Source organism: Leucobacter albus, assembly GCF_039528015.1.
Classification (GTDB): domain Bacteria; phylum Actinomycetota; class Actinomycetes; order Actinomycetales; family Microbacteriaceae; genus Leucobacter; species Leucobacter albus.
Window position 1 is genome coordinate 1 of sequence record NZ_BAAAKZ010000012.1, and the last position, 25,735, is coordinate 25,735.

21 protein-coding genes are annotated in these 25,735 nt (G+C 67.1%); 5 read left to right on the forward strand and 16 right to left on the reverse strand.

The features are described from left to right. Window positions 1–324: 324 nt before the first annotated feature. Complete coding sequence (tgt, locus tag ABD115_RS12780) at window positions 325–1,653, forward strand: tRNA guanosine(34) transglycosylase Tgt (RefSeq protein ID WP_343961446.1); 1,329 nt, start codon at window positions 325–327, stop codon at window positions 1,651–1,653. A 277-nt stretch (window positions 1,654–1,930) separates the two neighbouring features. On the opposite strand, the gene ABD115_RS12785 is transcribed toward tgt, so the two are convergent. From ABD115_RS12785 to ABD115_RS12805, 5 genes are all read right to left on the reverse strand, one after another. Then, a complete protein-coding gene (locus tag ABD115_RS12785; protein ID WP_343961448.1) occupies window positions 1,931–2,626 on the reverse strand; it encodes a queuosine precursor transporter in 696 nt (231 codons plus the stop codon). Window positions 2,627–2,708: 82 nt separating this feature from the next. Further along, window positions 2,709–3,713, reverse strand: a complete 1,005-nt coding sequence (locus tag ABD115_RS12790) for an NAD(P)/FAD-dependent oxidoreductase (RefSeq protein ID WP_343961450.1) — start codon at window positions 3,711–3,713, stop codon at window positions 2,709–2,711. 64 nt (window positions 3,714–3,777) lie between these two features. Continuing rightward, window positions 3,778–5,301, reverse strand: a complete 1,524-nt coding sequence (gene gltX / locus ABD115_RS12795; protein WP_343961451.1) for a glutamate--tRNA ligase — start codon at window positions 5,299–5,301, stop codon at window positions 3,778–3,780. 36 nt (window positions 5,302–5,337) lie between these two features. After that, the gene (locus ABD115_RS12800; protein ID WP_343961453.1) at window positions 5,338–6,642 is read right to left on the reverse strand and encodes an MFS transporter; all 1,305 of its coding nucleotides are present in this window, start codon (window positions 6,640–6,642) and stop codon (window positions 5,338–5,340) included. A 124-nt stretch (window positions 6,643–6,766) separates the two neighbouring features. Beyond that, window positions 6,767–7,747, reverse strand: a complete 981-nt coding sequence (locus tag ABD115_RS12805) for a LysR family transcriptional regulator (protein ID WP_343961455.1) — start codon at window positions 7,745–7,747, stop codon at window positions 6,767–6,769. Between the two features lie 81 nt (window positions 7,748–7,828). Between ABD115_RS12805 and ABD115_RS12810 the strand changes: the two genes are divergently transcribed. Both ABD115_RS12810 and ABD115_RS12815 read left to right on the forward strand, forming a co-directional pair. Continuing rightward, window positions 7,829–8,911, forward strand: a complete 1,083-nt coding sequence (locus tag ABD115_RS12810; protein ID WP_343961457.1) for an aminotransferase class V-fold PLP-dependent enzyme — start codon at window positions 7,829–7,831, stop codon at window positions 8,909–8,911. 758 nt (window positions 8,912–9,669) lie between these two features. Beyond that, entirely contained in the window at window positions 9,670–10,566 is an 897-nt protein-coding gene (locus ABD115_RS12815; protein ID WP_343961460.1) for a hypothetical protein, read from the forward strand. Window positions 10,567–10,673: 107 nt separating this feature from the next. On the opposite strand, the gene rlmN is transcribed toward ABD115_RS12815, so the two are convergent. From rlmN to ABD115_RS12835, 4 genes are all read right to left on the reverse strand, one after another. Beyond that, entirely contained in the window at window positions 10,674–11,978 is a 1,305-nt protein-coding gene (gene rlmN / locus ABD115_RS12820; RefSeq protein WP_343961462.1) for a dual-specificity RNA methyltransferase RlmN, read from the reverse strand. Window positions 11,979–12,090: 112 nt separating this feature from the next. Next, on the reverse strand, window positions 12,091–12,879 hold the full coding sequence (locus ABD115_RS12825; RefSeq protein WP_343961464.1) for a fumarylacetoacetate hydrolase family protein: 789 nt from the start codon (window positions 12,877–12,879) through the stop codon (window positions 12,091–12,093). 10 nt (window positions 12,880–12,889) lie between these two features. After that, complete coding sequence (locus ABD115_RS12830) at window positions 12,890–13,993, reverse strand: branched-chain amino acid aminotransferase (protein WP_343961466.1); 1,104 nt, start codon at window positions 13,991–13,993, stop codon at window positions 12,890–12,892. A 57-nt stretch (window positions 13,994–14,050) separates the two neighbouring features. Further along, window positions 14,051–15,112 (reverse strand): 3-isopropylmalate dehydrogenase, encoded by a 1,062-nt coding sequence (locus ABD115_RS12835; protein WP_343961469.1) that lies wholly within the window; start codon window positions 15,110–15,112, stop codon window positions 14,051–14,053. A 203-nt stretch (window positions 15,113–15,315) separates the two neighbouring features. On the opposite strand from ABD115_RS12835, the gene ABD115_RS12840 reads away from it, so the two are divergent. Beyond that, the gene (locus ABD115_RS12840) at window positions 15,316–16,296 is read left to right on the forward strand and encodes an NAD(P)H-dependent flavin oxidoreductase (protein WP_343961471.1); all 981 of its coding nucleotides are present in this window, start codon (window positions 15,316–15,318) and stop codon (window positions 16,294–16,296) included. A 76-nt stretch (window positions 16,297–16,372) separates the two neighbouring features. Here the strand turns inward: ABD115_RS12840 and ABD115_RS12845 are convergent, their stop codons facing one another. Genes ABD115_RS12845 through ABD115_RS12865 form a run of 5 tightly spaced genes read right to left on the reverse strand, consistent with a single transcriptional unit; the run spans window position 16,373 to window position 21,237 of the window. Continuing rightward, on the reverse strand, window positions 16,373–17,332 hold the full coding sequence (locus ABD115_RS12845; protein WP_343961473.1) for a C-terminal binding protein: 960 nt from the start codon (window positions 17,330–17,332) through the stop codon (window positions 16,373–16,375). Then, window positions 17,329–18,444, reverse strand: a complete 1,116-nt coding sequence (locus ABD115_RS12850) for an ABC transporter ATP-binding protein (protein ID WP_343961475.1) — start codon at window positions 18,442–18,444, stop codon at window positions 17,329–17,331. Before ABD115_RS12850 ends, ABD115_RS12845 begins: the two co-directional genes overlap by 4 nt. Continuing rightward, complete coding sequence (locus ABD115_RS12855; RefSeq protein WP_343961477.1) at window positions 18,441–19,277, reverse strand: ABC transporter permease; 837 nt, start codon at window positions 19,275–19,277, stop codon at window positions 18,441–18,443. Before ABD115_RS12855 ends, ABD115_RS12850 begins: the two co-directional genes overlap by 4 nt. Continuing rightward, window positions 19,277–20,167 (reverse strand): ABC transporter permease, encoded by an 891-nt coding sequence (locus ABD115_RS12860; RefSeq protein ID WP_343961479.1) that lies wholly within the window; start codon window positions 20,165–20,167, stop codon window positions 19,277–19,279. The genes ABD115_RS12855 and ABD115_RS12860 overlap by 1 nt, the downstream gene beginning before the upstream one ends. A 5-nt stretch (window positions 20,168–20,172) precedes the next feature. Next, a complete protein-coding gene (locus ABD115_RS12865) occupies window positions 20,173–21,237 on the reverse strand; it encodes an ABC transporter substrate-binding protein (RefSeq protein WP_343961481.1) in 1,065 nt (354 codons plus the stop codon). A 157-nt stretch (window positions 21,238–21,394) separates the two neighbouring features. Between ABD115_RS12865 and lysA the strand changes: the two genes are divergently transcribed. Further along, the gene (gene lysA / locus ABD115_RS12870) at window positions 21,395–22,741 is read left to right on the forward strand and encodes a diaminopimelate decarboxylase (protein ID WP_343961483.1); all 1,347 of its coding nucleotides are present in this window, start codon (window positions 21,395–21,397) and stop codon (window positions 22,739–22,741) included. Between the two features lie 65 nt (window positions 22,742–22,806). Here lysA and ABD115_RS12875 read toward each other — a convergent pair whose 3' ends face one another. Continuing rightward, window positions 22,807–24,489, reverse strand: coding sequence for a thiamine pyrophosphate-binding protein (locus ABD115_RS12875; protein ID WP_343961485.1), 1,683 nt, complete (start codon window positions 24,487–24,489; stop codon window positions 22,807–22,809). Continuing rightward, the gene (locus ABD115_RS12880; RefSeq protein WP_343961487.1) at window positions 24,486–25,709 is read right to left on the reverse strand and encodes a Glu/Leu/Phe/Val dehydrogenase dimerization domain-containing protein; all 1,224 of its coding nucleotides are present in this window, start codon (window positions 25,707–25,709) and stop codon (window positions 24,486–24,488) included. The genes ABD115_RS12875 and ABD115_RS12880 overlap by 4 nt, the downstream gene beginning before the upstream one ends. Between the last annotated feature and the right edge of the window lie 26 nt (window positions 25,710–25,735).

Sequence of the window (25,735 nt, forward strand, 5' to 3'; positions counted from 1 at the left end):
GTGCACACTATTGAGTTCTCAAGAACCAGACACCCACCGTACTCACCCTGAGGCTTTCCGAAGAGCAACCTGTCCAACGTACCACACTGAGGTGATACTGCGCATTGTTTTGAACCGACCCGCTGTTGCGGCCCGGCTGCGTTGCGCTGACAAGGGAATACATTACGGGCATCTCGCCCAGCACGCAAGCTCTCGCTCCTTCTCGGGCGTGTCTTCGCGTATTTCTGCGGTTCATGGGTTATTGCCGTGCGCTTCACCTCAACGTCACCCACGCAGCAGCGCCACAGCTCCCCGGCTCTCACCCGAAGCTCCTACACTGAGGGGGTGACTCAGAGCCCAGCTACATCAGCCTCCCCCTCCCCCGCAGACTTTAGCTTCGACGTCGAGCATCGCCTCGAACGGGGCGGCGCTCTCGGCACAGGCGATCGGCCACTCGGCAGAGCGGGCACGATCCACACTCCGCACGGCGATATTCAGACTCCCGCGTTCATTCCCGTCGGCACCAAGGCCACCGTCAAGTCGCTCCTGCCCGAGACCGTCAGCCAGCTCGGCGGGCAGGCGGTGCTCGCAAACGCCTACCACCTGTTTCTGCAGCCGGGCAGCGACATCGTCGATGAGGCAGGCGGGTTCGGCAAGTTCATGAACTGGCACGGCCCAACCTTCACGGACTCGGGCGGGTTTCAGGTAATGTCGCTCGGCGTTGGGTTCAAGAAGGTTATCTCGATGAGCGAGAAGACTCACGCCGAGGCCGAGGTCATCGCCAAGACTAAGGAGCGGCTCGCGCACGTCGACGAAGACGGTGTGACGTTCAAGTCATTCATCAACGGCGACAAGCACCGCTTCACCCCCGAGATCTCGATGCGGATTCAGCATCAGCTTGGAGCCGACATTATGTTCGCCTTCGACGAGCTCACCACGCTACTCGATTCGCGCGCCTACCAGGAGGATTCGGTCGAGCGCACCGAGCGCTGGGCGATTCGCTGCCTCGACGAGCACGCGCGGCAGACTGCCGAGCGCCAGCACCGCCCGTACCAGGCGCTCTTCGGTGTCGTACAGGGCGCCCAGTATGAAGACCTGCGGCGCCGCGCTGCCGGCGGCCTCGCGCGGTTGCGCGGGGCGACCGCAACCGAACAGGAGTTCGACGGCTTCGGCATCGGCGGGGCGATCGAGAAGTCAGAACTTGGCGAGATCGTTGGCTGGGTGTCTGACGAGCTCCCCGAGGCGAAGCCGCGCCACCTGCTCGGCATCTCCGAGCCAGACGACCTCTTCTTCGGCATCGCGGCGGGAGCCGACACCTTCGATTGCGTCGCTCCCTCGCGGCAGGCTCGGGGTGGCACCATGTACTCGAGCTCGGGTCGCATCAATGCGAAGGCCGCAACCCAACGCCGCCGCTTCGAGCCGCTCGACCCCGAGTGCGACTGCTACACCTGCGAAAACTACACCGCCGCGTATCTCCACCACCTGTTCAAGGCGAAAGAAATGCTCGGCTCGACACTCGCAACGATTCACAACGAGCGATTTATCGTGCGCTTGGTGGAGCGGATCCGCGAGTCAATCATCGATGACACCTTCGTCGAGCTGCGCGATGAAGTGCTCACCAAGCAGTACGGCGCCGACTTCGCCAGCAACGCCGCCGCCCGCTACGCCGGCTGATTGGGCGGCCCCACGGTCTGATTGGGCGCCCGGGCCCCAGTCAGCTGCGTTCACTAGGCGATCAGCGCCCAGTCGGCCCGCAGCGCCCGGCTGCGTGCTAGCGAGTGCAGATCACCTATGCAGCGCAGTCACCCCGCACGCCGGCCGGCTGCGCTCAATAGGCGATCGGCACCCCATCGGCCCGCAGCGCCCGGCTGCGTGCTAGCGAGCGCAGATCACCTATGCAGCGCAGACGCCCCGGGGCCCACGCTCCAAGCCCGGGCGCTAAGCCCAGGCCTCACGCACCCTCGGCCCGCCGCACCCACCCGATCACCCGGGTGGTCACGGGCAACAACACGATCTCGGCGAGCACCTTCACGACGTAACCGAGCACGACGTACATCACGAAGTCGACCCCGGTGATGATTCCGGCGAACGCGATCGTGCAGAAGAGCAGCGTGTCGATGAGCTGCCCAGCGACGGTCGAGACGATCAGCCTCGTGCGCAGCAGGCGGCCCGAGGTCTTGCGGCGCAGCCGGTCGAGCACCCAGGCATTCACGAGTTGACCGACAAGAAAGGCGACGAGGCTCGCCGCCACGATTCGCGGCACGAACCCAAGCACCGCGGCAAACGCTTCTTGGTTCTCCCAACCGGCCGCGGGTGGCGACACCTGCACGAGCAGAATTGTCAGCGATGCCAGGAGCGCGAGCCCGAATGCCGTAAGAATAGCGCGGCGCGATGCCCGCAGCCCGTAGACCTCTGCGAGCACGTCACCGAGAATGTACGCGAGCGGAAACAAGAAGACCCCGCCATCGAACACCAACGGCAACGAGACATCGCCGATCGCGACTGCGCCGAAGGCGATGGGTTTCACCGCGACGACGTTCGAAATGAGCAGGATGCCGACGAATGCCGCAGAGATGAGGGCGTATCGCGACCCCGCTGCTGCTGCGCGTTCGCCCGGAACATTCAGGGCGCGCTGTTGCTCTGACACAACTCTCCTTGCGAATGGCGACGCGCTGCCCCACGTCTAAATCGAAAACACAAAGCCCACCAACAGGCGAGCGGCTTCTAGCTTACTCGTCGATCTGACCGACGCCGAGCGCGCCCCGAATCATATCCATATTCAGTTTCGCCGCGACGGCCGCGCCGTTACCCGCCGCGATGATCAGCTGCTGCGGCCCGGGAGGCACCGTGTCGCCAGCGGCATACACGCCGCGAATCGACGTCTCGCCGCGGTCGTCGACCCGAACCAGTCCCCAGTCATCTCGGGCGATTTCGAGGTCGCCAAAGTAATCCACCGACGCGTGCCAGCGCGGCCGCACGAAGCCGCCGACGCGAGAAATCACCTCGCCGTCTGCCAGGCGCACGCCCGTCATGTCGGCTTTCTCGCCGACAATGTCGTCGATCTCGCGTCGCTCCACGCGGATCCCGATCGACGCAAGCTGGGCCTCTTGCTCGGGCCGAATCGTATCGGCACCATTCGTGAACACCACGAGGTCTGAGCTAAAGCGCGAAATCAGCAACGCGCGGGCGAACAGATCGCTCGTCTCCCCGATGAGGGCAAGCGGCTTGTCGGTCTTTTCAAAACCGTCGCATTCGACGCACGAGTGCAACGCGGTGCCGTAGTATGCCCGAATCATCGGAAACGGCGGGAGATCTTCCGTCAGGCCCGCGGCGATGAGCACGCGGCGCGCAACGATCTCAACGTCGCCGCTGCCGCGAAGCCCGGTGCCGCGCACCCGAAACCCGATGCCGTCGGGGAAGCCGGCAGCGAGCGCCTCGTCTGCGCTCAGCGGAACGACCTCTCGGGTCATCGCCTGGGCGAAGCGCGCGGTCGGGTAGGCTTCGAATTCCTCGCGCCCGAGTCGCCTCAGCTCGAGCGGCGGGGCGCCATCGCGTGTGAGGAAGCCGTGCGAACGCAGCGTCGCCGAGTGCCGCGGCCGGTTCGAATCGAGAATTGCGATCCGGCGATTCGCCCTCACCAGCTGGAGGCCGGCTGACAGGCCGGCCGGCCCACCACCGATAATGACGACGCCGTAGGGAGCGTCGGGGTTCTCAGCCACCGTCTCGATCACCATCTGCCCGCACTCCTTCTGTGCTTCAACCGTCACTGCCAACCGGGCGGCCGCCCGCCCGCGAAACCTACTCGCCCGAAAGCTGCGCTTCGAGCCGCGTGAGTCGTGCGAGCGTCTCCTCGCGGCCCAGCAGCTCGAACGACTCAAAGAGAGGCGGCGACACACGTCGGCCCGACGCCGCGACTCGCAGCGCCCCAAACGCGACGCGCGGCTTCAGCCCGAGCCCCTCGATGAGCGCGGCCTGCAGCGCCTGCTGAATGGGCTCGGTCGCCCACTCGCCCTCTGGCAGTGCCTCGAGCGCCGAAATGCTCGCCCGTAGGGTCTCTGGCGCGTCGTCTTTCAGCGACTTCAACGCATCTTCCTCGTACACAAGCGACCCCGCGTTCGTGAACAGGAAGCCGAGCATCGGCACGACCTCAGAGAGCACGGTCACCCGGCTCTGCACGAGCGGCACAGCCGCCCGCACGGTCGCGAGCTGCGCCTCGCTCGGTTCGACGGGCAGCGCGCCGCCTGCGATGAGATAGGGCAGGATACGCCCGTAAAAGTCTTCCTCGCTGAGCAGGCGAATATGGTCGGCGTTGATCGAGTCGGCCTTCTTCTGATCGAAGCGGGCCGGGTTCGGGTTCACGTCGGTGACGTCGAACGCGGCGATCATCTCGTCGCTCGTGAAGACGTCGCGATCGGCCGAGATCGACCAGCCGAGCAGCGACAGGTAGTTCAGCAGCCCCTCGGGAATGAACCCGCGCTCGCGGTGATGCAACAGGTTCGACTCGGGGTCGCGCTTCGACAGCTTCTTATTGCCCTCACCGAGCACGTACGGGAGATGACCGAACTGCGGGATCGCCGGCTCGATACCGAGCTCGACAAGCGCCCGGTGCAGCGCGACCTGGCGCGGCGTCGATGACAGCAGATCTTCGCCGCGGAGCACGTGGGTGATGCCCATCAGCGCGTCGTCAACCGGGTTCGTCAACGTGTACAGTGGCGCGCCGTTCGGGCGTACCACGACGAAGTCGATCGTCGAGCCGGCAGGGAAGCTGATCGGGCCGCGCACGAGGTCGTCGAAACTCAGATCCATGTCGGGGATGCGGAAGCGGAGCGCCGGTTCGCGCCCCTCCGCCCGGAACGCCGCGCGCTGTTCCTCGGTGAGGTCGCGGTCAAAGTTGTCGTAGCCGAGCTGCTTCGCGCGGCCGTTGGCCTCGTTTCGTGCGTCGATCTCTTCGGCGGTCGAGTAGCTCTCGTAGAGGTAGCCCGCGTCACGGAGACGCTCCGCGATCTCGCGGTAAATGTCGCCGCGCTCCGACTGCCGGTACGGGCCGTGTGGGCCGCCAACGTCGATGCCCTCGTCCCACGTGAGGCCGAGCCAGCGCAGCGAGTCGAGAATCTGGCCGTAGCTTTCTTCGCTGTCGCGGGCCGCGTCGGTATCTTCGATGCGGAAGACGAACGTGCCGCCCGTGTGCCGGGCGTACGCCCAGTTGAACAGGGCCGTGCGCACCATGCCGACGTGGGGTGTTCCCGTCGGCGAGGGGCAGAAGCGAACGCGAACGTCGCTGCCGGTAGCGGTTGAGAACTGGGGTTCGACGGTAGTAGACATCTCCCCCAGTTTAGCCGCTCCGAGCGACATCGCGGCTCAGTGTTGCCTGGCGACCCGCAACTTCGGGTACATCGACGCGATTGCGCCGAGGCACAGCACCGCGAGCGCAACAAGCGCGAGGATCGAGAAGTTGCTCATCGCAAAGACGATTCCCGCGAGCACACCTGCGGCGGCGCCCGAAGCGCTCATAAATGTGTCGGCCCTCCCCTGCCACTTCGGCCGCTCGGCGAGCACTGTGAGGTCGGTGAGCAGGGCCGCTCCGGCTACCGTTACGGCGCTCCACCCCACGCCGACGAGTGTCATCGCGAGCTGCACGTACACGCTGTTGTCGCCCGAGACGTAAGCGAAATAGATGGCGACGAGCAGAATCACCCAACCACCGACGATCACCCTGAGGCGCCCCACCTTGCCCGCAAGAATTCCGAAGACTGGCGACAGCGCATACATACCAGCGATATGCAGGCTGAGCGTGATGCCGACGAGCGCATCGCTACCGCCGTGGTGCTTCAGGTGGAGCGGCGTCATCGCCATGAGCCCCACCATGATCGCCTGCGCCGTCGCGATGATGACGATCGCCAGCACCTTCGCCCGCCGGGAGGCCGAGACCTCCGCGTTCGTCTCGGGCGCGTCGACGGGCGCGGCTGCTGCCGCAGCAGCCTGCAGTTCGCGCGCCGTCAGGAGCGGGTCGGGTCGCAGGCCGAAGAAGTTGACGAGCACGGCGGCAAGCTGAGCGAAGAAGGTGAACACGAAGACTCCGGCGAGCGGGGTCACACCCAGCCAGTTCCCCACGAGAGCGCCGGGCCCCATGAGGTTTGGCCCGATGACGGCTCCAACCGTAATCGACCAGACGACAAGGGAGAGATCTCGGGCGCGGTTCTTCGGCAGCGCAAGGTCGGTCGCCGCGAAGCGCGAGAGCAACTGCACCGCGGCAGCAACCCCGAGCACGCCGATGCCGAGCGCGAGCACCCACCACAGCGAGATCGCCGCTCCGCAGATGGCGAGCAGCGCGCCGAGCATCGCGATCGAGCTGCCGAGCACGACTGCGGTTCGGCGCCCGCGGCGGGCCGCAATGCGCGCGAGCGGAATGCCTGCTGCTGCTGCGCCGGCATTCGACATCGCCGCGGCGAGGCCGGAGATTGCGTCGTGCCCGCTCACCTCGGCGAGCAGCAGCGCCCCGACCGACGCCGAGGCGCCGAAGCCAAGCCCGCCGAGAATCGTTGCGGTCGAGAGCACGAGCAGGGTGCGCCGCTGCAGCTTGCCGCCGAGCTCGCGTGGCAGCCGGTCTCGGTAGCGCGCCCCGCGCCCGGTCTCCCCTGGCTGGGCCGTCGTCTGAATGCTCAACTCACTGTCTCCTTGTTGTGGCGAAGAGCTCCCTGTTGGAAAGCTCCCTCGCGGAAAGCTGTTTCGCGAGGGAGCTGCATCACGAAACAGCTCCGTCGCGTGTGCCGGTTTCGGCGAACCCGACCTACCGCACCGCGGTGGCGGGCGACAGCCCCCAGCACGTGCCGTCGACTCTCGCGAGCAGTCGCTTCGCGAGGCGCACCTGTGGGCTCTCATTCGCGGTGGCCATCGCGATGAGCCCGATCGTGCGGTGCCGCTGCTGGTCAAGCGTGACGAGCACGGCCTCCTCCGGGAGCGTGCGCGCGGCCGCGAGGGCAAGGCCAGGAACGAGCGCGACGGCTCCGCCAGCCGCCGCCATCGCGAGCATCGCCGGTACGTTATCGGTCTCTTGGATGATCTCGGGGTCGAAGCCGGAGTCGCGGGCGGCAGCGAGCAGGTGACCACGACACTTCTCGCAGCCGGCGATCCAGTGATCCGCCGCGAACTCGCCAAGCTTCGCCGGTGCGGCGCTCGTGCCGGCCCCGTCGAGCTCCGCGGCACGCCGCTCCGAAACCACGAGGTGCACCTCCTCTTGCCACAGCGGGAAGAAGGCCGAGCCTGCGGGCAATTCCGCAGCGCCCTCGTAGTCGAAAATCAGCGCGCAATCGACCTCGCCGTCGCGCAGCATCTCGGTCGCCTCCGGCGGCTCGGCCTCGCGGTACTGCAGCGCGACGTCGGGCGCCTCATCGGCAAGCAACCGCATGATGGCCGGCACGATGGTCGCCGATGCCGAGGGGAAGCCGACGAGCCTGAGGGTGCCCGCGCGCTCGCCCCGAAGGTCGTCGATGGCCGCGAGGGCAGCGTCGATCTCGCTCACGACGGTGCGCCCGTGCTCGGCGAGAATGTTGCCAGCGATCGTCAGGCGAATACCACGGCCGGAGCGCTCGATGAGCGGCACGGCGAGCCGCGTCTCGACCCGTTTGATGCGCTGACTCACGGCGGGCTGGCTCAGCCCGAGGGCACCTGCGGTCGCGGTGAGGGAGCCCGTCACCGAGAGCGTGTGCAGAATTCGCAGCTCGGTCGAGTCGATCGAGCCGAGCGGGTCAACTGGTCGCGTTGCGTTCACACCCCCACTATAACGCAGGGGCAACTCTTTCATAAGAATCATTCCCTATTCTTATGTATGGGCCCGGCGTAGCCTGTCAGCATGAGCCACGTCACTCCCACCGCCGGCAGCGAAGCCCTCGGATCCAACGCAAATTTTGCCAGCCACTTCCCCGAGACGCGCGGCTACCTCTCCGTGTGCACGGGCGGCCTCCCCTCGCACGCGACGCTGCGCGCCGGCCGGGAATTCTACGACACCTGGTCGCGCGGCGGTCTCGACGCTCAGGCGACGGGCGCGGCCGCCGAGCGCATGCGCGGGCTCTACGCCCAGCTCGCGGGCGTCGCCTCCGACCGCGTCGCGCTCGGCGCCCAGGTCTCGCAGCTCGTCTCGATCATCGCCACCGGGGTGCCCGACGGCGCCGAGGTACTCTGCGCCGCGGGCGACTTCGCCTCGCTCACGCACCCCTTCGAGCAGCTCGCGGCGCGCGGTGTCACAGTGCGCTACGCGCCGATCGCTGAGCTCGCCGCCGCCGTGAGGCGTGAGACCGCACTCGTCGCGTTCTCGCTCGTGCAGTCGGCGACCGGCGAGGTGGCGGATCACCGGGCCATCGCACACGCCGCAGCCGCCGTTGGTGCTCGCACCTGCGTCGACCTCACCCAGTCTCTCGGGTGGCTCCCGGTCGGTGCCGCCGAGTTCGACTACACCGTGTGCCACGCCTACAAGTGGCTGTGCGCGCCGCGCGGCACGGCCTTTCTCACCGTTCGCGCCGGCCTCGACGACACGCTCACCCCGCTGGCAGCCGGCTGGTGCTCGGCCGACGACGTGTGGAGCTCGTGCTACGCGGGGCACACCCCGCTCGCCGCGGGCGCCGGGCGATTCGATCTGTCGCCGCTGTGGCCGCTCGTCACCGGAACAGAGGCAGCGCTCGAGCTCTTCGTCTCACTCGACGCAGCGGCCGTGCACGATCACGCTGTCGGGCTCGCGAACGCAGCGCGCTCACTGCTGGGGTTGGGCGATGGCAACTCGGCGATCGTCACCTGGCCAGATGTCGACGGGTCAGAGCTTGCCGCGATGAAGGCGGCGGGCCTCGTCGCCTCTGGCCGCGCGGGCAATGCGAGGGTGGCGTTCCATCTGTGGAACACGCTCGACGACGTCGAGCTGCTCGGGCGGGCACTGGGCCGGTAGGGGCTTGCGGGGGCCCGGGCTCCGGGCCACGGGCTCCGGGCCCCGGGTCGCCCCACAGAACTTTCTGCACGAAATGCGCGTTTTCGGGCTCCCATAACGCGCGTTTCCCGCAGAAAGTTGCGCGGCACCCCGCCTCGCCCGCCCAGGACCCAAGACAGCGCTCGATGCCAGAGGCGCGCTTCGCGTTGCGCGACCGCCCGCCAATCGCCCCGTTTCGATGCGGCCCGAGCGACACCCACTGCGGGGTTGCGCCCCCAATCAACCCGCGCAAGGCGCACTCCCCACCCGCCGCACCCGGGCCCCGGCCCCGAGCCCCGAGCCCCGAGCCCCGGCCCCAAGCCTTTCTGCACGAAATGCGCGTTTACGGGCTCCCATAACGCGCGTTTCCCGCAGAAAGTTGCCGGGGCCGAGCCACGCAGTGCCCGGCCAAGCAGCGCCTCCCAGCACCAGCACAGCACGAGCACAGCACGAGCACAGCACGAGCACCAGCACCAGCACCAGCACCAGCACCAGCACCAGCACCAGCACCAGCACCAGCACCAGCACCAGCACACCGAGCCCCACCCGTTCCCCACAGCCGCTTCTCCCCGCCTAAGCCCAGCAGCCCCTGTGCACAGCCCCCTCGGGGCCACGGCCGGCGTGCACACTGGGGCACATGCCCCGAAGACCAACTCCCCTCCCTGCGCAACTCGGCAGTGTCTTTACCCATGCCCAGGCCGCCTCGCTCGGTGTGCCGCGGGGGCGCCTGCTGCAGCCCGATGTTGCCCGCCTCGCGCGGGGCATCTACGCACGCACAGCGACCCTTCCCGCGGTGCCCGAGCCGGGCAACGGGGCGCCAGCACACCCACAAGAGCTGCTGCGGCTCGAGCACAGGCGTCGCGCGCTCGCACTCGGCCCCCCTGCTGCAGGCGGGCGAGTTCTTCGCGGGCCGCACCGCCGCCGTGCTGTGGTCGCTCCCCGTCACCCTCGCAGAGGCGGCACCGGCCAGCCTCGAGATTGCCGCAATCAGCCAGGCACCGGTGCAACGCGTGCACGCTCAGCGCGCCCGCAGGGTCGCTCCCAGCCTGGTGCGCACCCGCTCCCTCCACGGCGTTCCGGTGACTGACCCGGCGACGACGTGGGCCATGCTTGCCCCCGAGTTGCGCCCCAGCGACGCCGTCGCGCCCGGTGACGCGGCCGTCTGGCGGCCGCGGTTCCCCGGCACAACGAGGCTTGTTCGGCCCCCGCTTGCGACGCTGGCCGAGCTCGCCGCCGCTGCAGCGACCCCGTACCGCCGCGGCGGCCGGGTGTTGCGCGGGCTACTCCCGCTGCTATCGACGCAGAGCGCCTCGCCGCCAGAGAGCCACCTTCGACTGCGGCTCGCAGCATGGGGCGCCCCGCAACCGCATCTTGACTACGACGTTCGCGCAGCGGGCGGCCGCTTGCTCGGGTGCAGCGAGATCGCGTTCCCGCAGTTTCGGGTCGCACTCGAGTACGAGGGCGGGCACCACTTCAGCCAGGCGCGCCAGTTCGCCCGAGACATCGAAAAATACCAGAGCTACGCCGAGCACGGCTGGCAGGTGCTTCGCATCACGAGCAGGCTGCTGTACGGCGAGCCAGAGGAGCTACGCAGACAGGTATTTGCCACGCTCAGGCGGCGCGGCTGGGCCCCATAGGCAAGGAGCCGCCCGCGCAGCGGCAAAACCCAGCGGTCAAAACCCAGAGCCCACCCAACACCAAGCCGACACCCGGCGCCCAGCGCCCACAAGGCACCGACCCAGCACTACGCGGTCGCGAACGCCTCCGCGTCGGCACGATCCTGCTCGGTCGCGACGAGCTGGCCACACGCGCCGTCGATCTCCTTACCGCGGGTGTCCCGGAGCGTCGTCACGACGCCGGCTGCGTTCAGCCGGTCGACGAACTCGCGCGTGACCTCCTTGGTGGAGGATGTCCAGATCGACCCCGGAGTGGGGTTCAGCGGAATCGGGTTCACGTGCACCCAACCGCGACCGCGCTGGTTCAGGCGATCGGCGAGCAGGTCAGCGCGCCATGCGTGGTCGTTCATGTCTTTGATCAGTGCATACTCGATCGAAACGCGACGCCCTGTTTTCTCGTAGTAGGCGTACGCGGCGTCGAGCACCTCGTCGACCTTCCAGCGGCTGTTCACGGGAATGAGCTCGTCGCGCAGCTTGTCGTCGGGGGCGTGCAGCGAGAGCGCGAAGGTCACGGGAATGTCTTCGTCGGCAAGCTTGCGGATCGCCGGGGCGAGCCCAACCGTCGACACCGTGATGCCGCGCGCGCTCATGCCGAGCCCCTCGGGCGATGGGGCGACCATACGGCGCACCGCGTTCATGACCCGCTTGTAGTTCGCGAGCGGCTCACCCATGCCCATGAACACGATGTTGTTCACGCGCTCGGGCTCGGCACCGTTGCCGGCCCGGCGCTTGTGGCCAAGGCCGCCCTCGGCGATGAACCGGTTTGCCTGCACGATCTGGTCGAGAATCTCGGCGGTCGACATGTTGCGGGTGAGCCCTGCCTGGCCTGTCGCGCAGAACGGGCAGTTCATGCCGCAGCCGCACTGGCTCGACACGCACAGCGTGATGCGACCGGGGTAGCGCATGAGCACCGACTCCACGAGCGCACCGTCAAACAGGCGCCAGAGGAACTTCACGGTGTTACCGTCGTCGGTGACGAGCTTCTTCACCTCGCTGAGCAACGGCGGGAAGAAGGCCTCGGCGAGCTCCTCGCGGCGGTCTTTTGGCAGGTCTGTCATCTCGTCTGGCGAGGTGGTGCGATGCTCGAAGTAGTGCACGGAGAGCTGCTTGGCGCGAAACTTCGGCAGCCCCATCTCGACGACCTTCGCTTCGCGCTCGGCGAGCGTCATGTCGGCGAGGTGCGTTGCTGGCTGTTTCACGCGCGGGGATGCGAACTGCAGCGTCGGGCGACCGTCGGGGTTGGTGAGCTGCGTCCACCCCTCGGCCTTCGGCCGCACCTGGGGTCTCCTGGCGAGCCCGCCGGTGTTGGGGCGGGTCTTGATGAGCTTGGACTCACCGGTGGGCGGCGTGTGGTTGAGCTTGTTCGGATCCATCGTGCATCTATTGTCTCACCCCGCGCCGCGATTCGTTCACAGGCACGAAAACGCGGTGGCACGGAGTCTATCCAGTGCCACCGCGTGCGTGGTCGAGCGGCCGCCGCGAGCGCTACGCGACGGTGTTGCGCAGGATCCCGATGCCCTCAATCTCGACCTCGACAGTGTCCCCGGCCTCGAGCGGCCCAACGCCGGCCGGCGTTCCCGTCAAGATCACGTCGCCCGGCAGCAGGGTGAACGCCTGCGAGGCGTGGGCCACGATCCGCGCGAGCGAGAAACTGAGCTGCGCGGTGCTGCCGTCTTGCCGCACCTCACCGTTGACGCGGGTGGTGACCCGCGCGTCTGCAAGGTCTGGGTCGGTCTCGATGACCGGCCCGAGCGGGCAAAACGTGTCGAAGCCCTTGCCGCGCGTCCACTGGCCGTCGGCGATCTGAATGTCGCGCGCCGAAACGTCGTTCGCGCACGTGAACCCGAAGACGTACTCGAGCGCACGCTCCTCCGGAACATCCTTCGCGACCGCTCCGATTACCATCGCGAGCTCGCCCTCGTGTTCGACACGGTCGGAGATCGCGGGCCGCACGATCGTGCCTCCCGGCCCGATCACCGAGGTATTCGGCTTCAAGAACAGCAGCGGCTCTGCCGGGGCGTCGCCCCCCGTCACGTCTTTCATCTCTTCAATGTGGTCGGCGTAGTTTTTGCCGACGCAGACGATCTTTGAGCGCGGAATGACCGGGGCGAGCAGCCGCACCTCTTCGAAGCGAAACCGCTTTCCCGTCGTGTCGAAGCCAGCCACGATCGGGTCGCCCGTGAGCTCGACGAGCTCGACGCCCTTGCCGTCTTCTGCGGGGTCGAGAATGCCGAACGAGATCTCTCCGTCGGCCTCAAAGCGTGCGATCTTCATGCGTTTCTCCCTAAACCGCAGCGCCGAGCGCGGTGATTTCCTCGAGCCACCCGTGGCGGTCCTCGCGTGAGCCGTACTGAATACCAGTGAGCTCCTCGCGCAGCGACAGCGTAAACTCACCGGGTGCCCGGTCGCCGAAATCGATCGTGAAATCGGGTGACTTGAGCTGCCCGATCGGCGTGATCACCGCTGCCGTGCCGCAGGCGAACGCCTCAACGATCGAACCGTCAGCGACACCCTCGCGCCACTCGGTCACGGTCACGGCCCGTTCCTCGACCGCGTAGCCACGATCCTGCGCCAGCTGAATCAGGCTCTTGCGGGTGATCCCCGGCAGAATGTTGCCGTTCAGCGCTGGGGTGACAAGTGTGCTGTCGCCGCGCACGAGGAACAGGTTCATGCCACCGAGCTCATCGATGACGTCGGGGTTGTCGGCGTCGGTGAAGAGCACCTGCTGGCAGCCATTTTCGGCCGCAACATTCTGAGGCAGCAGCGACGCGGCGTAGTTTCCACCGCACTTGGCAGCTCCGGTGCCGCCGTGACCCGCACGCGCGAAATCCTGCGACAGCCAGATCGACACGGGCTTCACACCCCCGCTGAAGTAGGGCCCGGCGGGGCTTGCGATCACCATGAAGCGGGCGCGCTGCGCTGCGCGCACCCCGAGGAAACTCTCATCGGCAATCATGAACGGGCGGATGTAGAGCGACTGATCCGCCCCGCTCGGCACCCACTCGGCATCGACCGCCACGAGCTGTTTCGTGGCCTCGACGAACAACTCGACGGGAATCTGCGGCAGCGCGAGTCGCGTGGCCGACTCATTGAGCCGCCGCGCGTTCTCCTCCGGGCGGAAGGTCACAATCGACCCGTCGGCGCGGCGGTACGCCTTCAGCCCCTCGAAAATCTCCTGCCCGTAGTGCAGCACCGACGACGCCGGGTCCATGGCGATCGGCCCGTACGGCATGACCCGTGCGTCGTGCCACCCGGCGTCTTTCGTCCAGGTGATGGAGACCATGTGGTCGGTGAAGTGGTCGCCGAACCCGGGGTTTTCGAGAATCGCGTCGCGGTCTGCGGCGGGGAGACGCTCGGCCTCGGTGAACGCAAAGGTGAGGTCGGTCATGACACGCCTTTCAGGGAAAGAAGGAATATAAAAGAATCTCGGCCGTGGCCGGGTGAATCAGCCGCGCGGAGGGATCTGGGCGATGATCGCATCGCCCACCGCGCTCGTGGAGCGGGGGGCCGCGCCGTTGGACGCGCGGTCGGCGCGAACCGCGGCTCGCAGCCGCTCAGCCTCGCCCGCAAGCCCGAGGTGGTCGAGCATGAGCCCAGCCGAGAGAATGGCCGCCGTCGGGTCAGCGAGCTGCTGCCCAGCGATGTCGGGGGCGGATCCGTGCACCGGCTCAAACATGCTGGGATAGGCGCCGTCTGGGTTGATGTTGCCGGAGGCAGCGAGCCCGATACCGCCGCCGATTGCGCCGGCGAGGTCGGTCAGGATGTCACCGAAGAGGTTATCGGTGACCAACACGTCGAACTGTGCTGGGTTTTGCACCATGTGGATCGTGGCCGCATCGACGTGCATATAGTCTACGGCGATTTCAGGGTACTCGGCGCCAACGGCCTCGACGACGCGCTGCCAGGTCGCGCCGGCGTGCACGAGCACGTTGGTCTTGTGCACCCAGGTGAGCTTCTTGCGGGGGCGGGCCATCGCGGTCTCGAAGGCGTAGCGCACCACGCGCTCGACCCCGAAGGCCGTGTTCACGGACACCTCGGTCGCGACCTCGGCCGGCGTGCCGGGGCGAAGCCGCCCGCCGTTGCCGACGTATGGCCCCTCAGTTCCTTCCCGCACGACGACGAAGTCGACCACGCCAGGGTCGGCGAGCTTTGACTCGACGCCCGGGTAGAGCACGCAGGGGCGCACGTTCGCGTAGTGCTCGAAGTCGAAGCGTAGCTTTAGCAACAGCCCGCGCTCGATGTTCGCAGAGCGCAGCCGCTCGTCGCCCGGCACCCCGCCGACCGCGCCGAACAGAATCGCGTCGTGGCTCGCGATGGCCGCCTGCTCGATCTCTGGCAGCGTCTCCCCCGTTGCGAGAAAGCGGTCGGCGCCGAGCAGAAACTCTGTGCGCTCGATCGTCACGTCGCCGCCGGCAGTGACCGCGTCGATAACGCGGTTCGCCTGCTCAATGACCTCTGGGCCAATACCGTCGCCTGGAATCACTGCAAGCTTGATCGTGCGGGTCACTACGTGCTCCTCGTTGTGCGTGGAAATGTTGATTCCAGCATAGCCCCGCAGCGCCGCCCGCCGATGGTGCAGCGCGACAGCGCGACCGCGGCGCCTTCTCCCGGGGCTCCAACTCGCGCCCTCAGTTTTGCGCTACACTTAATTGACTGGTCAATCAGTTAACGAACTGAACCGGACCGCGTCGCTGAGATCAAGGAGGATCAATGACTTTTCGTACCCGCTTCACCGAGACTTTCGGCATCGAGCACCCCATAGTCTGCGGTGGTATGACGGCCGTGGGGCGCGCGCCGCTCATCGCCGCGGTCGCAAACGCCGGGGCGCTGGGCTTCTTGTCTGCCCTCACCCAGCCAACACCCGAAGAGCTCACGCAAGAGATTCAGCGCACGCGAGAGCTGACCGACAAGCCCTTCGGCGTAAATCTCACGATGCTGCCAACGATCAACCCCGTGCCCTACGACGAATACGCCGACGCTATCGTGCAGGCGGGCGTTCCGTTCGTCGAGACCGCAGGCAACAACCCTGAGCCGTTTCTCCCGGCCTTTCGCGCGGGTGGGGTGAAAGTCATTCACAAGGCGGTGACCGTGCGTCACGCCCTCAAAGCTCAGTCGCTCGGCGTCGATGCGGTGTCGATCGATGGGTTCGAGTGCGCGGGCCACCCGGGCGAGGACGACATCGGGGGTCTCGTGCTCATTCCGGCGGCGGCCGATCAGCTCGAGATTCCCATCATCGCCTCGGGCGGAATAGCAGACGCGCGTGGCCTCGTCGCGGCACTCGCCCTCGGCGCCGACGCCGTCAACATGGGCACCCGCTTTGTCGCAACGACAGAGTCGCCCGTGCACGAGAACATCAAGCGGCAGATCGTCGAGAACTCCGAGCGGTCGACGAACGTCGTCTTCCGCAAGTTCCGCAACTCCGCCCGCGTAGCCAAGAACGCAGTCTCCGATGAGATCATCGAGATTCAGAACCAAGACGGCAGCACGTTTGCCGACATCGCGCACCTCGCCTCAGGCGCGCGCGGGCGCGAACGGGCGCTCGCGAACGGCGAGGTCGACGGCGGCGTGTGGTGGGCGGGCCAGACCCAGGGGCTCATCGGCGACATTCCCAGCACCGCCGACCTCGTCGGCCGCATCGTCTCCGAGGGGCGTTCGATCGTAAGCGCGCGCCTCGCCGGGATGCTGGGTTAGGGCGCAGCGAACCCCGCGCTGGCTGCCGCCCGGCCCCGTGTCCGAGCGGCAGCCAGCGCTCGCCTCGCCACCAGGCTCAGGCGGCAGCAGGCGCGAAAACGGGTGAGAGCGGGCTCCCGGAGCTGCCCACTGCGATCACGTTCTCGGCCTGGTGCACCACGTAGTCGATCTCGCTTTGCGGCGACAGAAATGCGACGTGCGGGCTGGCGAGCACACGCGGATGCCGCAGCAGCGCGTCGCCCGGGTCTGGCGGTTCGACCTCGAGCACATCGAGGGCGGCGCCAGCGAGCCGGCCGCTGTCGAGAGCATCGAGCAACGCGGCCTTGTCGATGAGCGCGCCGCGGGCGACGTTCACGATGCGCGCACCCGCCGGGAGCAGCGCCAGGCGTTGGGCGTCGAGCAGCCGAGACGTCTCGGGCAGCAGCGGCAGGTGCAGGCTCAGCACATCGGCCCGCCGCAGCACGGCCTCGAGGCCGAGCCGTTCGAGGCCCGGCACCGCGAAGTCGGCAGGGTCGTAGCCGACAACCTCTCCGAAGATCGGGGCAGCGAGCCCCGCGAACCGTCTGCCGATGCGGCCGAGGCCGAGCACCCCAACCGTCAGCGCCGAGGGCCGCGCGAGCGCGTCGGCCGCCCCCGGGTTCCACTCGCCAGCCCGGGTCGAACGATCGAACTGCGGCAGACCACGAACGAGCGACAGGGCCATCGCGAGCGCGTGCACCGCGACCTCCTCGGTCGCCGAGGCAGGCACGTTCGACACGGAGATGCCCCGCGCCGCGCATGCGGCGAGGTCGACCATGTCGGTGCCAACCGACTGAGTCGCGACGATGCGCAGGGCCGGCAACGCGTCGAGCATCTCGACCCCCACCGGGGAGTACCCGATGAGCAGGGCCTGCGCATCGGGAGCAACCGCTGCGATCGTTGCCGGGTTCTCAGACCCGGCAACGCGCACCTCCCACCCTGCTGCCTCGAGGGCCGCAACACCCGGCGCGGGGTCGGTACCAACGATGTCGGAATAGACGGCGAGCGGCCGGCTCATGCCTGCCGCTGCTCAGCGTCGTCTGGAACGAGGCGGCTGTCTTCGGTCGCCCACGTCATCACGGCGCGGTCGCCCTCGAGCGGGGCCGATACCCCGTGCGAAATCGGCGTGCGCGCAACGACGACCTGGCCCGACTCTGTGCGGCCATAAACGACCATGTCGCTGCCGAGGTAGACGCAGTTGAACACGCGAACCGGGGCGGCGTTCGTGAGCCCCTCGGTGCTGGCAGCGACGCGCACGTGCTCTGGCCGCACCATGAGGAGGCTCCCGTCGCCACTCGGGCGCCCGAAACGCGCCCCACCGTCGGTGACGAACCCGTCAGCGTCGACGCGCCCCTCAAAGAGGTTCGACTCCCCGATGAACTCGGCGACGTAGCGCGAGTTCGGGGAATCGTACAGCTCCTTCGGGGTTCCCAGCTGCACGATCTTGCCGTGTTTGAGCAGCGCAATGCGATCAGACATCGTGAGCGCCTCGTGCTGGTCGTGGGTCACGAAGATGAACGTGATGCCGAGCTCCTGGTGAATGCGGCGAATCTCGAGCTGCATTTCCTCGCGCAGCAGCTTGTCGAGGGCCCCAAGCGGCTCGTCCATGAGCAGCACGCGCGGTTCGAACACGATGCCGCGCGCGAGCGCGACGCGCTGCTGCTGCCCGCCAGAGAGCTGATCTGGCTTGCGGTCGGCGAGGTGATCCATCTGAATCATGCGCAGCACGTCGCCGACACGCTGCTGCACCTCGGCCTTCGGACGACGCTGACGGCGCAGCCCGAAGGCAACGTTGTCCCAGACGCTCATGTGCGGGAACAGGGCGTAGTGTTGAAACACCATGCCGAGCCCGCGCTTGTGCGGCGGCCTGCGCGTGAAGTCTTCGCCGTCGACCTCGAGCAGGCCCGCGTCTGGCTTGTTAAAGCCCGAGATGATGTTGAGCAGCGTCGATTTGCCCGAGCCGCTCGCTCCGAGCAGGGTAATGAACTCCCCAGCGTTGATGTCGAGGCTCACGCGGTCGAGCACCGTGAGGTCGCCGTAGCGCTTCACGATGTCTGAGACGCGGATCGCTGCGCCTGCCTGTTGCTCGACCTGCGAGATTTGTTGGGTGTACGTGAGTTGGCTCGTCATGCGAGTTCCTCCTGCATAGTGACGATGCGCTTCCGGCGGCGACGCTCGGAAGCAGATGCGAACAGCTTGAATACGCCCTGACCCGCAAACGCGGCGAGTATGACGATGAGGGAGATTGTCGAAATCGCCGCGATTGTTGGGTCGATTTGTACGCGGATCCCCGACCACATTTTCACTGGCAGCGTGGTGATATCTGGGCCCGAGAGGAAGATCGCGACGACGACCTCGTCCCAGCTGGTGATGAAGGCAAACAGCGCTCCAGCGAGCATGCCGGGGAAGATCAGCGGGAGCGTGATTCGAAAGAAGGTGCCGAGCGGGGTGGCCCCGAGATTCATCGCAGCCATCTCAAGCCGCCGGTCTACCGAACTCAGCGAGGCGACCACATTGATGAGCACGTACGGAACACCAAGCGCGGTGTGCACCAAGACGAAGCCGAGCGTCGTCTGCGTGAGCCCGAGGCCGAGGAATGTGATGTAAACCGCGAGGCCAACGATGACGAAGGGGACGATCATCGGGGCGAGCAGCACCCCCATCACCACCCCGCGGAACGGGAACTTTCCGCGCACCAGCGCAAGCGCTCCCATCGTGCCGAGCACGACGGAGAGCAACGCAGACAGCAGCCCGATACTCACGCTGTGGCCGAGAGAGCTCATCCACGCTGCATCGTTAAAGAACTTCTCGTACCACTGCATTGTGAACCCCTCTGGCGGGAACGCGAGGTACGGGCTCTCAGACCACGACATTGGAACGATGACAAGCACGGGCATCAGGAGGTACACCCCAATGAGCACAGCGAGGAGCCCGAGGAACGCGCGTGTGAGAATCTTCGCCATCAGCTTCTCCTCATGAGTGCTTTTTCGAGGTTCAAGAACTTGCCGGCCACACCGAGGAGCACGAGCGTCAAGACGAGCAGCATCGTCGCGAGCGCCGCCGCGAACCCGTATCGCAGCACCGCGGACACCTGCTGCACGATGAGCTCGCCGATCATGGTGTTCTGGGGCCCGCCAAGCAGGGCCGGCGTGATGTAGTAGCCGAGCGCTTGAATGAACGTGAGCAGCAGGCCCGCCGCCACCCCGGGCACGCTCAGTGGCACGAAGATACGCCAGAACGCGCCAGACGGCCGGGCGCCGAGGTTCTGAGCTGCGAGCCCCAGGCGGTTATCGATGCCGCTCATCGTCGCGTACATCGGGAGCACCGCGAACGGCAGCGACACCTGCACCATGCCGAAGACCACGCCGCTGAAGGTGCGCAGCATAGTGATCGGCTCATCGATCGCCCCGATGTCAGTGAGCATCGTGTTGATGACCCCCGTATCGCGCAGCAGCACGATGAGCGCGAAGCTACGCACGAGCACGCTCGTCCAGAACGGAATGAGCATGATCACCATCATGATGTTGCGCCACAACGGCGGCACGAGCGTCATGAGGTAGGCGTACGGGTAGGCGAGCAGCAGCGTGACGAGGGTGACGAGCAGCGCGACATAGAAGGTGTTCATAATGACCTTCATGTACAGCGGCTCGGCAAACACCGCGACGTAGTTCCCGAACCCCGGCTCGGGGTCGGTGAAGCTCTTCACGAGCATCGCAACGAGTGGCACGAGAAACACGACGACAAGGAAGATGACGAGGGGCACGACGAGCGCCCCCCAGCCGTCAATGGCGAAGTACTTCCGCTTCGGCGCCGCCGCTGTCGATGGCGCCGCTGCGGTTTCGACGGTACTCATTCAGCTCAACCCGCCATCCAGACGTTCATTTGCTCCGTCACTTCGGAGTAGTGCTCGGCCCAGTAACCGTAGTCGATCATCGCCGCCATCTTTGCCTGGTTCTCCGCACTGTTGGGAAGCTCCTTCTGCTCGTCTGCCGATAGCAGCTCGAGGGCAGCGGGGGTCACGGGGCCGTATCCGGTCTGCTTCGAATACTCCGCCTGAGCGGCAGGTGTTGCGAGCACCCACTGCATCCACTCCTGGGCGAGGTCTGCGTTGGCGTAGCCCTTCGGAATCACGATCTGCTCGTAGGTTCCGAGAGCCTCGCCATACTCGTTTGCGACCGGCTGACCGCTTGCCTGGGCTTTGAAGATGCGGCCGTTCCACGCTTGCACGAGCGGCGCCTCACCGCTCGCGACGAGTTGCGTTTGCTGGTCGCCGGTGTCGTACCAGACGATGTCGCTCTTGATCGTGTCAAGCTTCTTGAACGCGCGGTCGAGATCGAGCGGGTATAGGTCTTCCGGCGCGACGCCGTCGGCGATGAGTGCTGCCTCGAAGATGCCCCCGGTTGCGTACTTCCAGAAGCCCCGTTTGCCCGGGAACTTCTCGGTGTCGAAGAACTCCGCCCAGGTAGTGGGGTGCGCGTCTGGGAATTTCTCGGTGTTGTAGCCGATTGTAAACGAGTACTGCAGAATCGGAATGCCGCAGTCGCTCATGGTGACGGGGTCGACGCCGTGCTCCTCGGCGGCCCGCTTCACTGCATCGTCGAGTTTGGTGAGCGTGCCGGCTGCGCAGGCCGTCTCGGTGAAGTTCGGTTCAACCTCGACTGTGCCCCAGTTGACCTTGCCCGCCTGCACCATTGCATCGAGCTTGGCGTAGTCGGTCGGCGAATCCTCTTTCATCGCGACACCGAACTCCTCTGCCCATGGCTGGTAGAGCTGCTCCATGGCGACGCGCTGAGTTTCGCCGCCCCAATCCACCATTGTCAGGGACTTCTCTGATGCCTCATCTGTGGCTCCTCCGGCGCAGCCGACGACGGCCAGTGAAGCAGTAGCAATTCCCGCAACGGTGATGACAAGTTTCCTGTTCATCTTCAACGTCCTCCTTGACGTTTTTATTAACTGAGTAGCCAGTCAATAATGACAACTATGGCAGCCAATCGCTACGATGGCAACACCGCGGCCCGAATTCTGCGGTCGCCCGAACACCCGCAGAGGCCCCTCACACACTGATCGCAAAGGAGCGACATTGACTCAGACCCCACCCGTTCACCCCACCGCTTCGACCGCTCAAGGGCAGACACCATTTGACCGCCTGCGCAGAATTCTGCCCGAGGAGAGCGGCGTCAACGACAAGGGCGAACTCACCATCGGCGGCGTCTCAGTCAGGGCTCTCGCCGACGAGTTTGGCACTCCGCTGCACATCTTCGACGAGCACGGGCTGCGCCGACAGATGCGCAGCCTCGTGCAGGGGTTACGCGAGCGCTGGCCAAACTCGGAGGTGCTCTTCGCGTCGAAGTCGATGCCGATCGTCGCCGTGTACGCAATCGCGGCCTCAGAGGGCATGAGCATCGATGTCGCTGGCCTCGGCGAACTGCGGCTTGCAATCGAGGCCGGCGTGCCAGGAGATCGCATCTACATGCACGGCAACGCCAAATCGGACGAGGAGATTGCACTCGCCGTGGCCCACGGCGTCGGCACCGTCATCATCGATGGCACCGACGACATCGCACGGCTCGACGCGGCGCTTGCTGTCGGCCAAACCCAGCGCATCTTGCTGCGCGTCATTCCAAACATCGACGCCGATACTCACGCGACGCAGGCAACGGGCGGCGAGACCTCGAAGTTCGGGGTCACCTTCGATCAGATCGCCGAGATCGCGAAGCTCGTGAGCCACAACTCAAAGATCGAGCTAGTCGGCCTGCACGTGCACATCGGGTCTCAGATCTTGGAGACAGAGCCCTTCGCAGAGGCGGTGCGCCGCGTCACGAGCCTCGGCGAGTTTCCCGTGTACGACGTCGGCGGCGGCCTTGGCGTGAACTACACCCCGACAGATCACGCGCCGACCGTCGAGGAGTACCTCGACGCCGTCGTCGCCGCGGCTCGTGGCCTGCTCCCTGCCGACACCAAGCTCATCATCGAGCCCGGCCGTTCGACGGTAGCCCGGGCGGGGGTCACCGCCTACTCGGTGGTGACCACGAAACAGACGGGCCGGCGCTTCGTCGCGATCAACGGCGGCATGGCCGACCACCTCGACACCGCCCTCACCGGGCAGCAGTACAGCCCGATCCTCGCCGACCGACCCACGGCGATGCCCGACACGATCGCGCAACTCGTCGGCAGGCAGTGCGAGTCGGGCGATCTCTTCGTCGACAACGCCCACCTGCCACACCCACAGATCGGCGACATCGTGGTGCTCGCTGCGACCGGCGCCTACGCGTACACGCTGACCAACAACTACAACGGCGCGCTGCGGCCTGCGGTGGTCTTCGTGGGCGGCGGCGAGGCCCGGCTCGCGGTGGAGCGCGAGTCGCTCGATGATCTGCTCAGGCTGCACCGGGTCGCGGCTGAGCACGACTGGAGCACCCAGATCTAGCGATAGGGCCGCAGCTGCGGCGAGGGGCCCCGACACGGTCGTGTCGGGGCCCCTCGCCCGCGAGACTACTCAAACAGCCCCATCGGCACGTGCACCAGGGAAACACCCGGCGTCGACACCGCGCGCGCGACGACCGCTTCGAGCTGCGACGCCTCGGCGACCGCGAAGCCCGTGCCGCCGAAGGCGCGGGCGAGCAGTGGCCAGTCTGGTTGGCGCAGCTGCACGGCGATCGGGGCAATGCCGCGGTCGATCTCGTTCTGCTCGATCTCGCCGTAGCCACCGTTGTCGACGCAGACCACTGTGAGATCGAGCCCCTGCTCGACCGCGGTTTGCAGCTCGACGACCGAGAACATGAGCGCCCCGTCGCCCGTGACGCACACCACATGCCGCTCCGGGGAGGCCAGCTTCGCGCCGATCGCGGCTGGCACACCGTAGCCGAGCGTCGCATAGGTGATCATGTTCAGGCACTCCCCCGGAGCGTCGGGTCTGAACGCCTCGGCGATGCCGTTATAGCTGATCTGCGACGAGTCGCCCGTCACGATGACGCCCTGCGGCAGCGCCGACACGATGCGCGTCGCCACCTCCACCGAGGCTCGGCTCGTGCGCATGGCTTCGGCGGCGCACGCCTCGCGCACAGCGGCAACGTCACACCACGGGCTCGCCTGCTCGGCCCCCTCGAGGCCGCTGCGCACGCCCGCGAGGAGTCTCGGCACCTCGTTCTCCGCCCGCCCGACAAGCTCCGTGGCGAGGGGAGGCCCGACCCGGATCTGCGCGGCGTCTGCGTCAACCCGAATGACGGCGCCACGTGGCGACAGCGGCCCCGTCATAAACTCGCCTACCGCGATCTTCGAGCCGACAATCAGCAGCACATCCGCACCCTCGAGCAGCTCGACGGCCGGCGCGAGCCGCAGTTCTGCCCCGACGGATAGGGGGTGCGACTCCGGGATCACGCCCTTACCGTTCGAGCTCGTGACGACCGGGGCGCCGAGCTGTTCGGCCAGTTCGCGGAGCTGCTCGCGGCTTCTCCGCGAGCCCCGCCCGGCAAGAATCGCCGGGCGCTTCGCAGCCAGGAGCAGCTCCACAGCCGACTCAATCTCCGCTGCCGGCGCGGCCGCCCCTTGAGCGGCTTCACGGGCCGCGAGCACCGCTTCGTCGAGGGCCGCAGCCTCCTCGAGTAGGTCGAGCGGCACCTCGACATACGCCGGCCGCGGCCGCGGGCCCCGAAACAGCTCGAACGCGGCGTGGACAGCATCGACGGCCGCCTCCGCGCTCTCGACCCGCACCGCCAAGTCAATCACCGACGCTGCAGCCCCGAGCTGGTCCTTGGTTTCGTGGAGCGTGCCAACCGTGCTCCCCTCATGACCCCGGGCCGGGCCCGGCGCGAGAATCAGCATTGGGCGGGACTCGCAATAGGCAGTGCCAGCCGCAGACAGCGCGTTGAGCAGCCCCGGCCCCGAGGTTGCAACGACTACGCCGGGCAGCTCAGTGCGCTGCGCCCACGCGTCTGCGGCGTAACCTGCGCCCTGCTCGTGACGGCTCGTGACGGCACGGATGCCGAGCCTGGGCAGGTGCCGATAGAACTCGAGGTTGTGGGTGCCGGGAATGCCGAAGACCGTGTCGACGCCGTAACCGCGCACCACCCGCATGATCGCGAGCCCCGTGTTCTCGGGGTGCACGCCCGCGGCACGGGCCGCCCGGCGCTCCGCCTCCGGCACCGCAGCCCCCGGAACGGTCTGTGCCGCGCTCACGCGACCGCCCCCGCTGCAAGAGCGCGGTCGCCTGCCTCGATTGCTGCGAGCCCCCGCGCAGCAATCGCCAACGCGGCTGCGCGCGGGGTGATGCCGTCACGGGCTGCGTCTAGTAGCGCCGCCTCGGTGAGCGCACCGATGCGCTCGTCGAGCATGGCGGTCGACTGCTCCCACGATCCGTCGATATCTCCGAAGAGCACCCACCACCACCAGGCGTTCGTTCCCGAGTTGGCGACGAAATCCGGAATCACCGCGACGCCCCGATCCGCCAACGCACGCTCGGCCTCCGCCGACACTGGGAGATTCGCGGCCTCGACCACGAGCCCCGCCGTGATCTGCTCGCAGTTACTCACCCCGATGCAGTTTGAAACGGCCGCCGGCACGAGCACGTCGCACTCGATCGACAGCCACCGATCGCCCGGCAGTTCGCGGGCGCCGCCCGGCAGGCGCGACCGGTCTACGGTGCCGAAGGCGTCGCGTGCGGCGAGCAGCAGCTCGACGTCGAGGCCCGAATCGTCGACGATCACCCGAGCCGCATCCACGACGGCAACGATCCGCACGCCGGCCCGCGAGAGGAATCTCGCGGTCGCCCCGCCCATCGACCCCAGCCCCTGCACGACCGCGCGCGCCCCTACTGGGTCGATTCCCCGGAGGCGCATCGCGGTGAGCGCTGCCACGGTGACACCGTAGCCGCCGACGAGCTCGTCTTGCGCGATCCCGTCAACCGTCACCGAGAACGCGCGCGCGAGCCGCGCATCGGCCGCCGCAGTCTCGCGCTCGGCCCCCAGCAACCGGCGCACGGGCGCAACGGCGCTCCCCCACCCTCGCCGCTCGAAGATCTCGTCGATGTCGTGCTGCCGCACCCCGAGGTCTTCGCCGACCGCCCAGTAGCTGCGAAGAATGGGGCTCAGGCTATCGAGGAAGCGCTCGAGCACGCCCTTCGCGCCCGGGTGTCGCGGGTCGAAATCGATGCCGCCCTTCGCGCCTCCGACGGGCACGTAGCGCGCTCCCTCGAGCAGGTGCACGGCCTCCTTTTTTGTCATCGCCTGAGCGAGGCCCCGCACCTCCTCGAGGGTGCACCCCGCACGCATGCGCAGGCCGCCGCTCGCGACCCCGCGGAGCAAGCGGTCGATCACCACGTAGCCCGTGGCGTCGCTGAGATCGTCTTGCCACACGATCTCCATGAAAGAGGGGCGGGGCCCCAAAACGTTCGCGTTCATGTGTTCTCCTCGGTTGTCACTCTCAG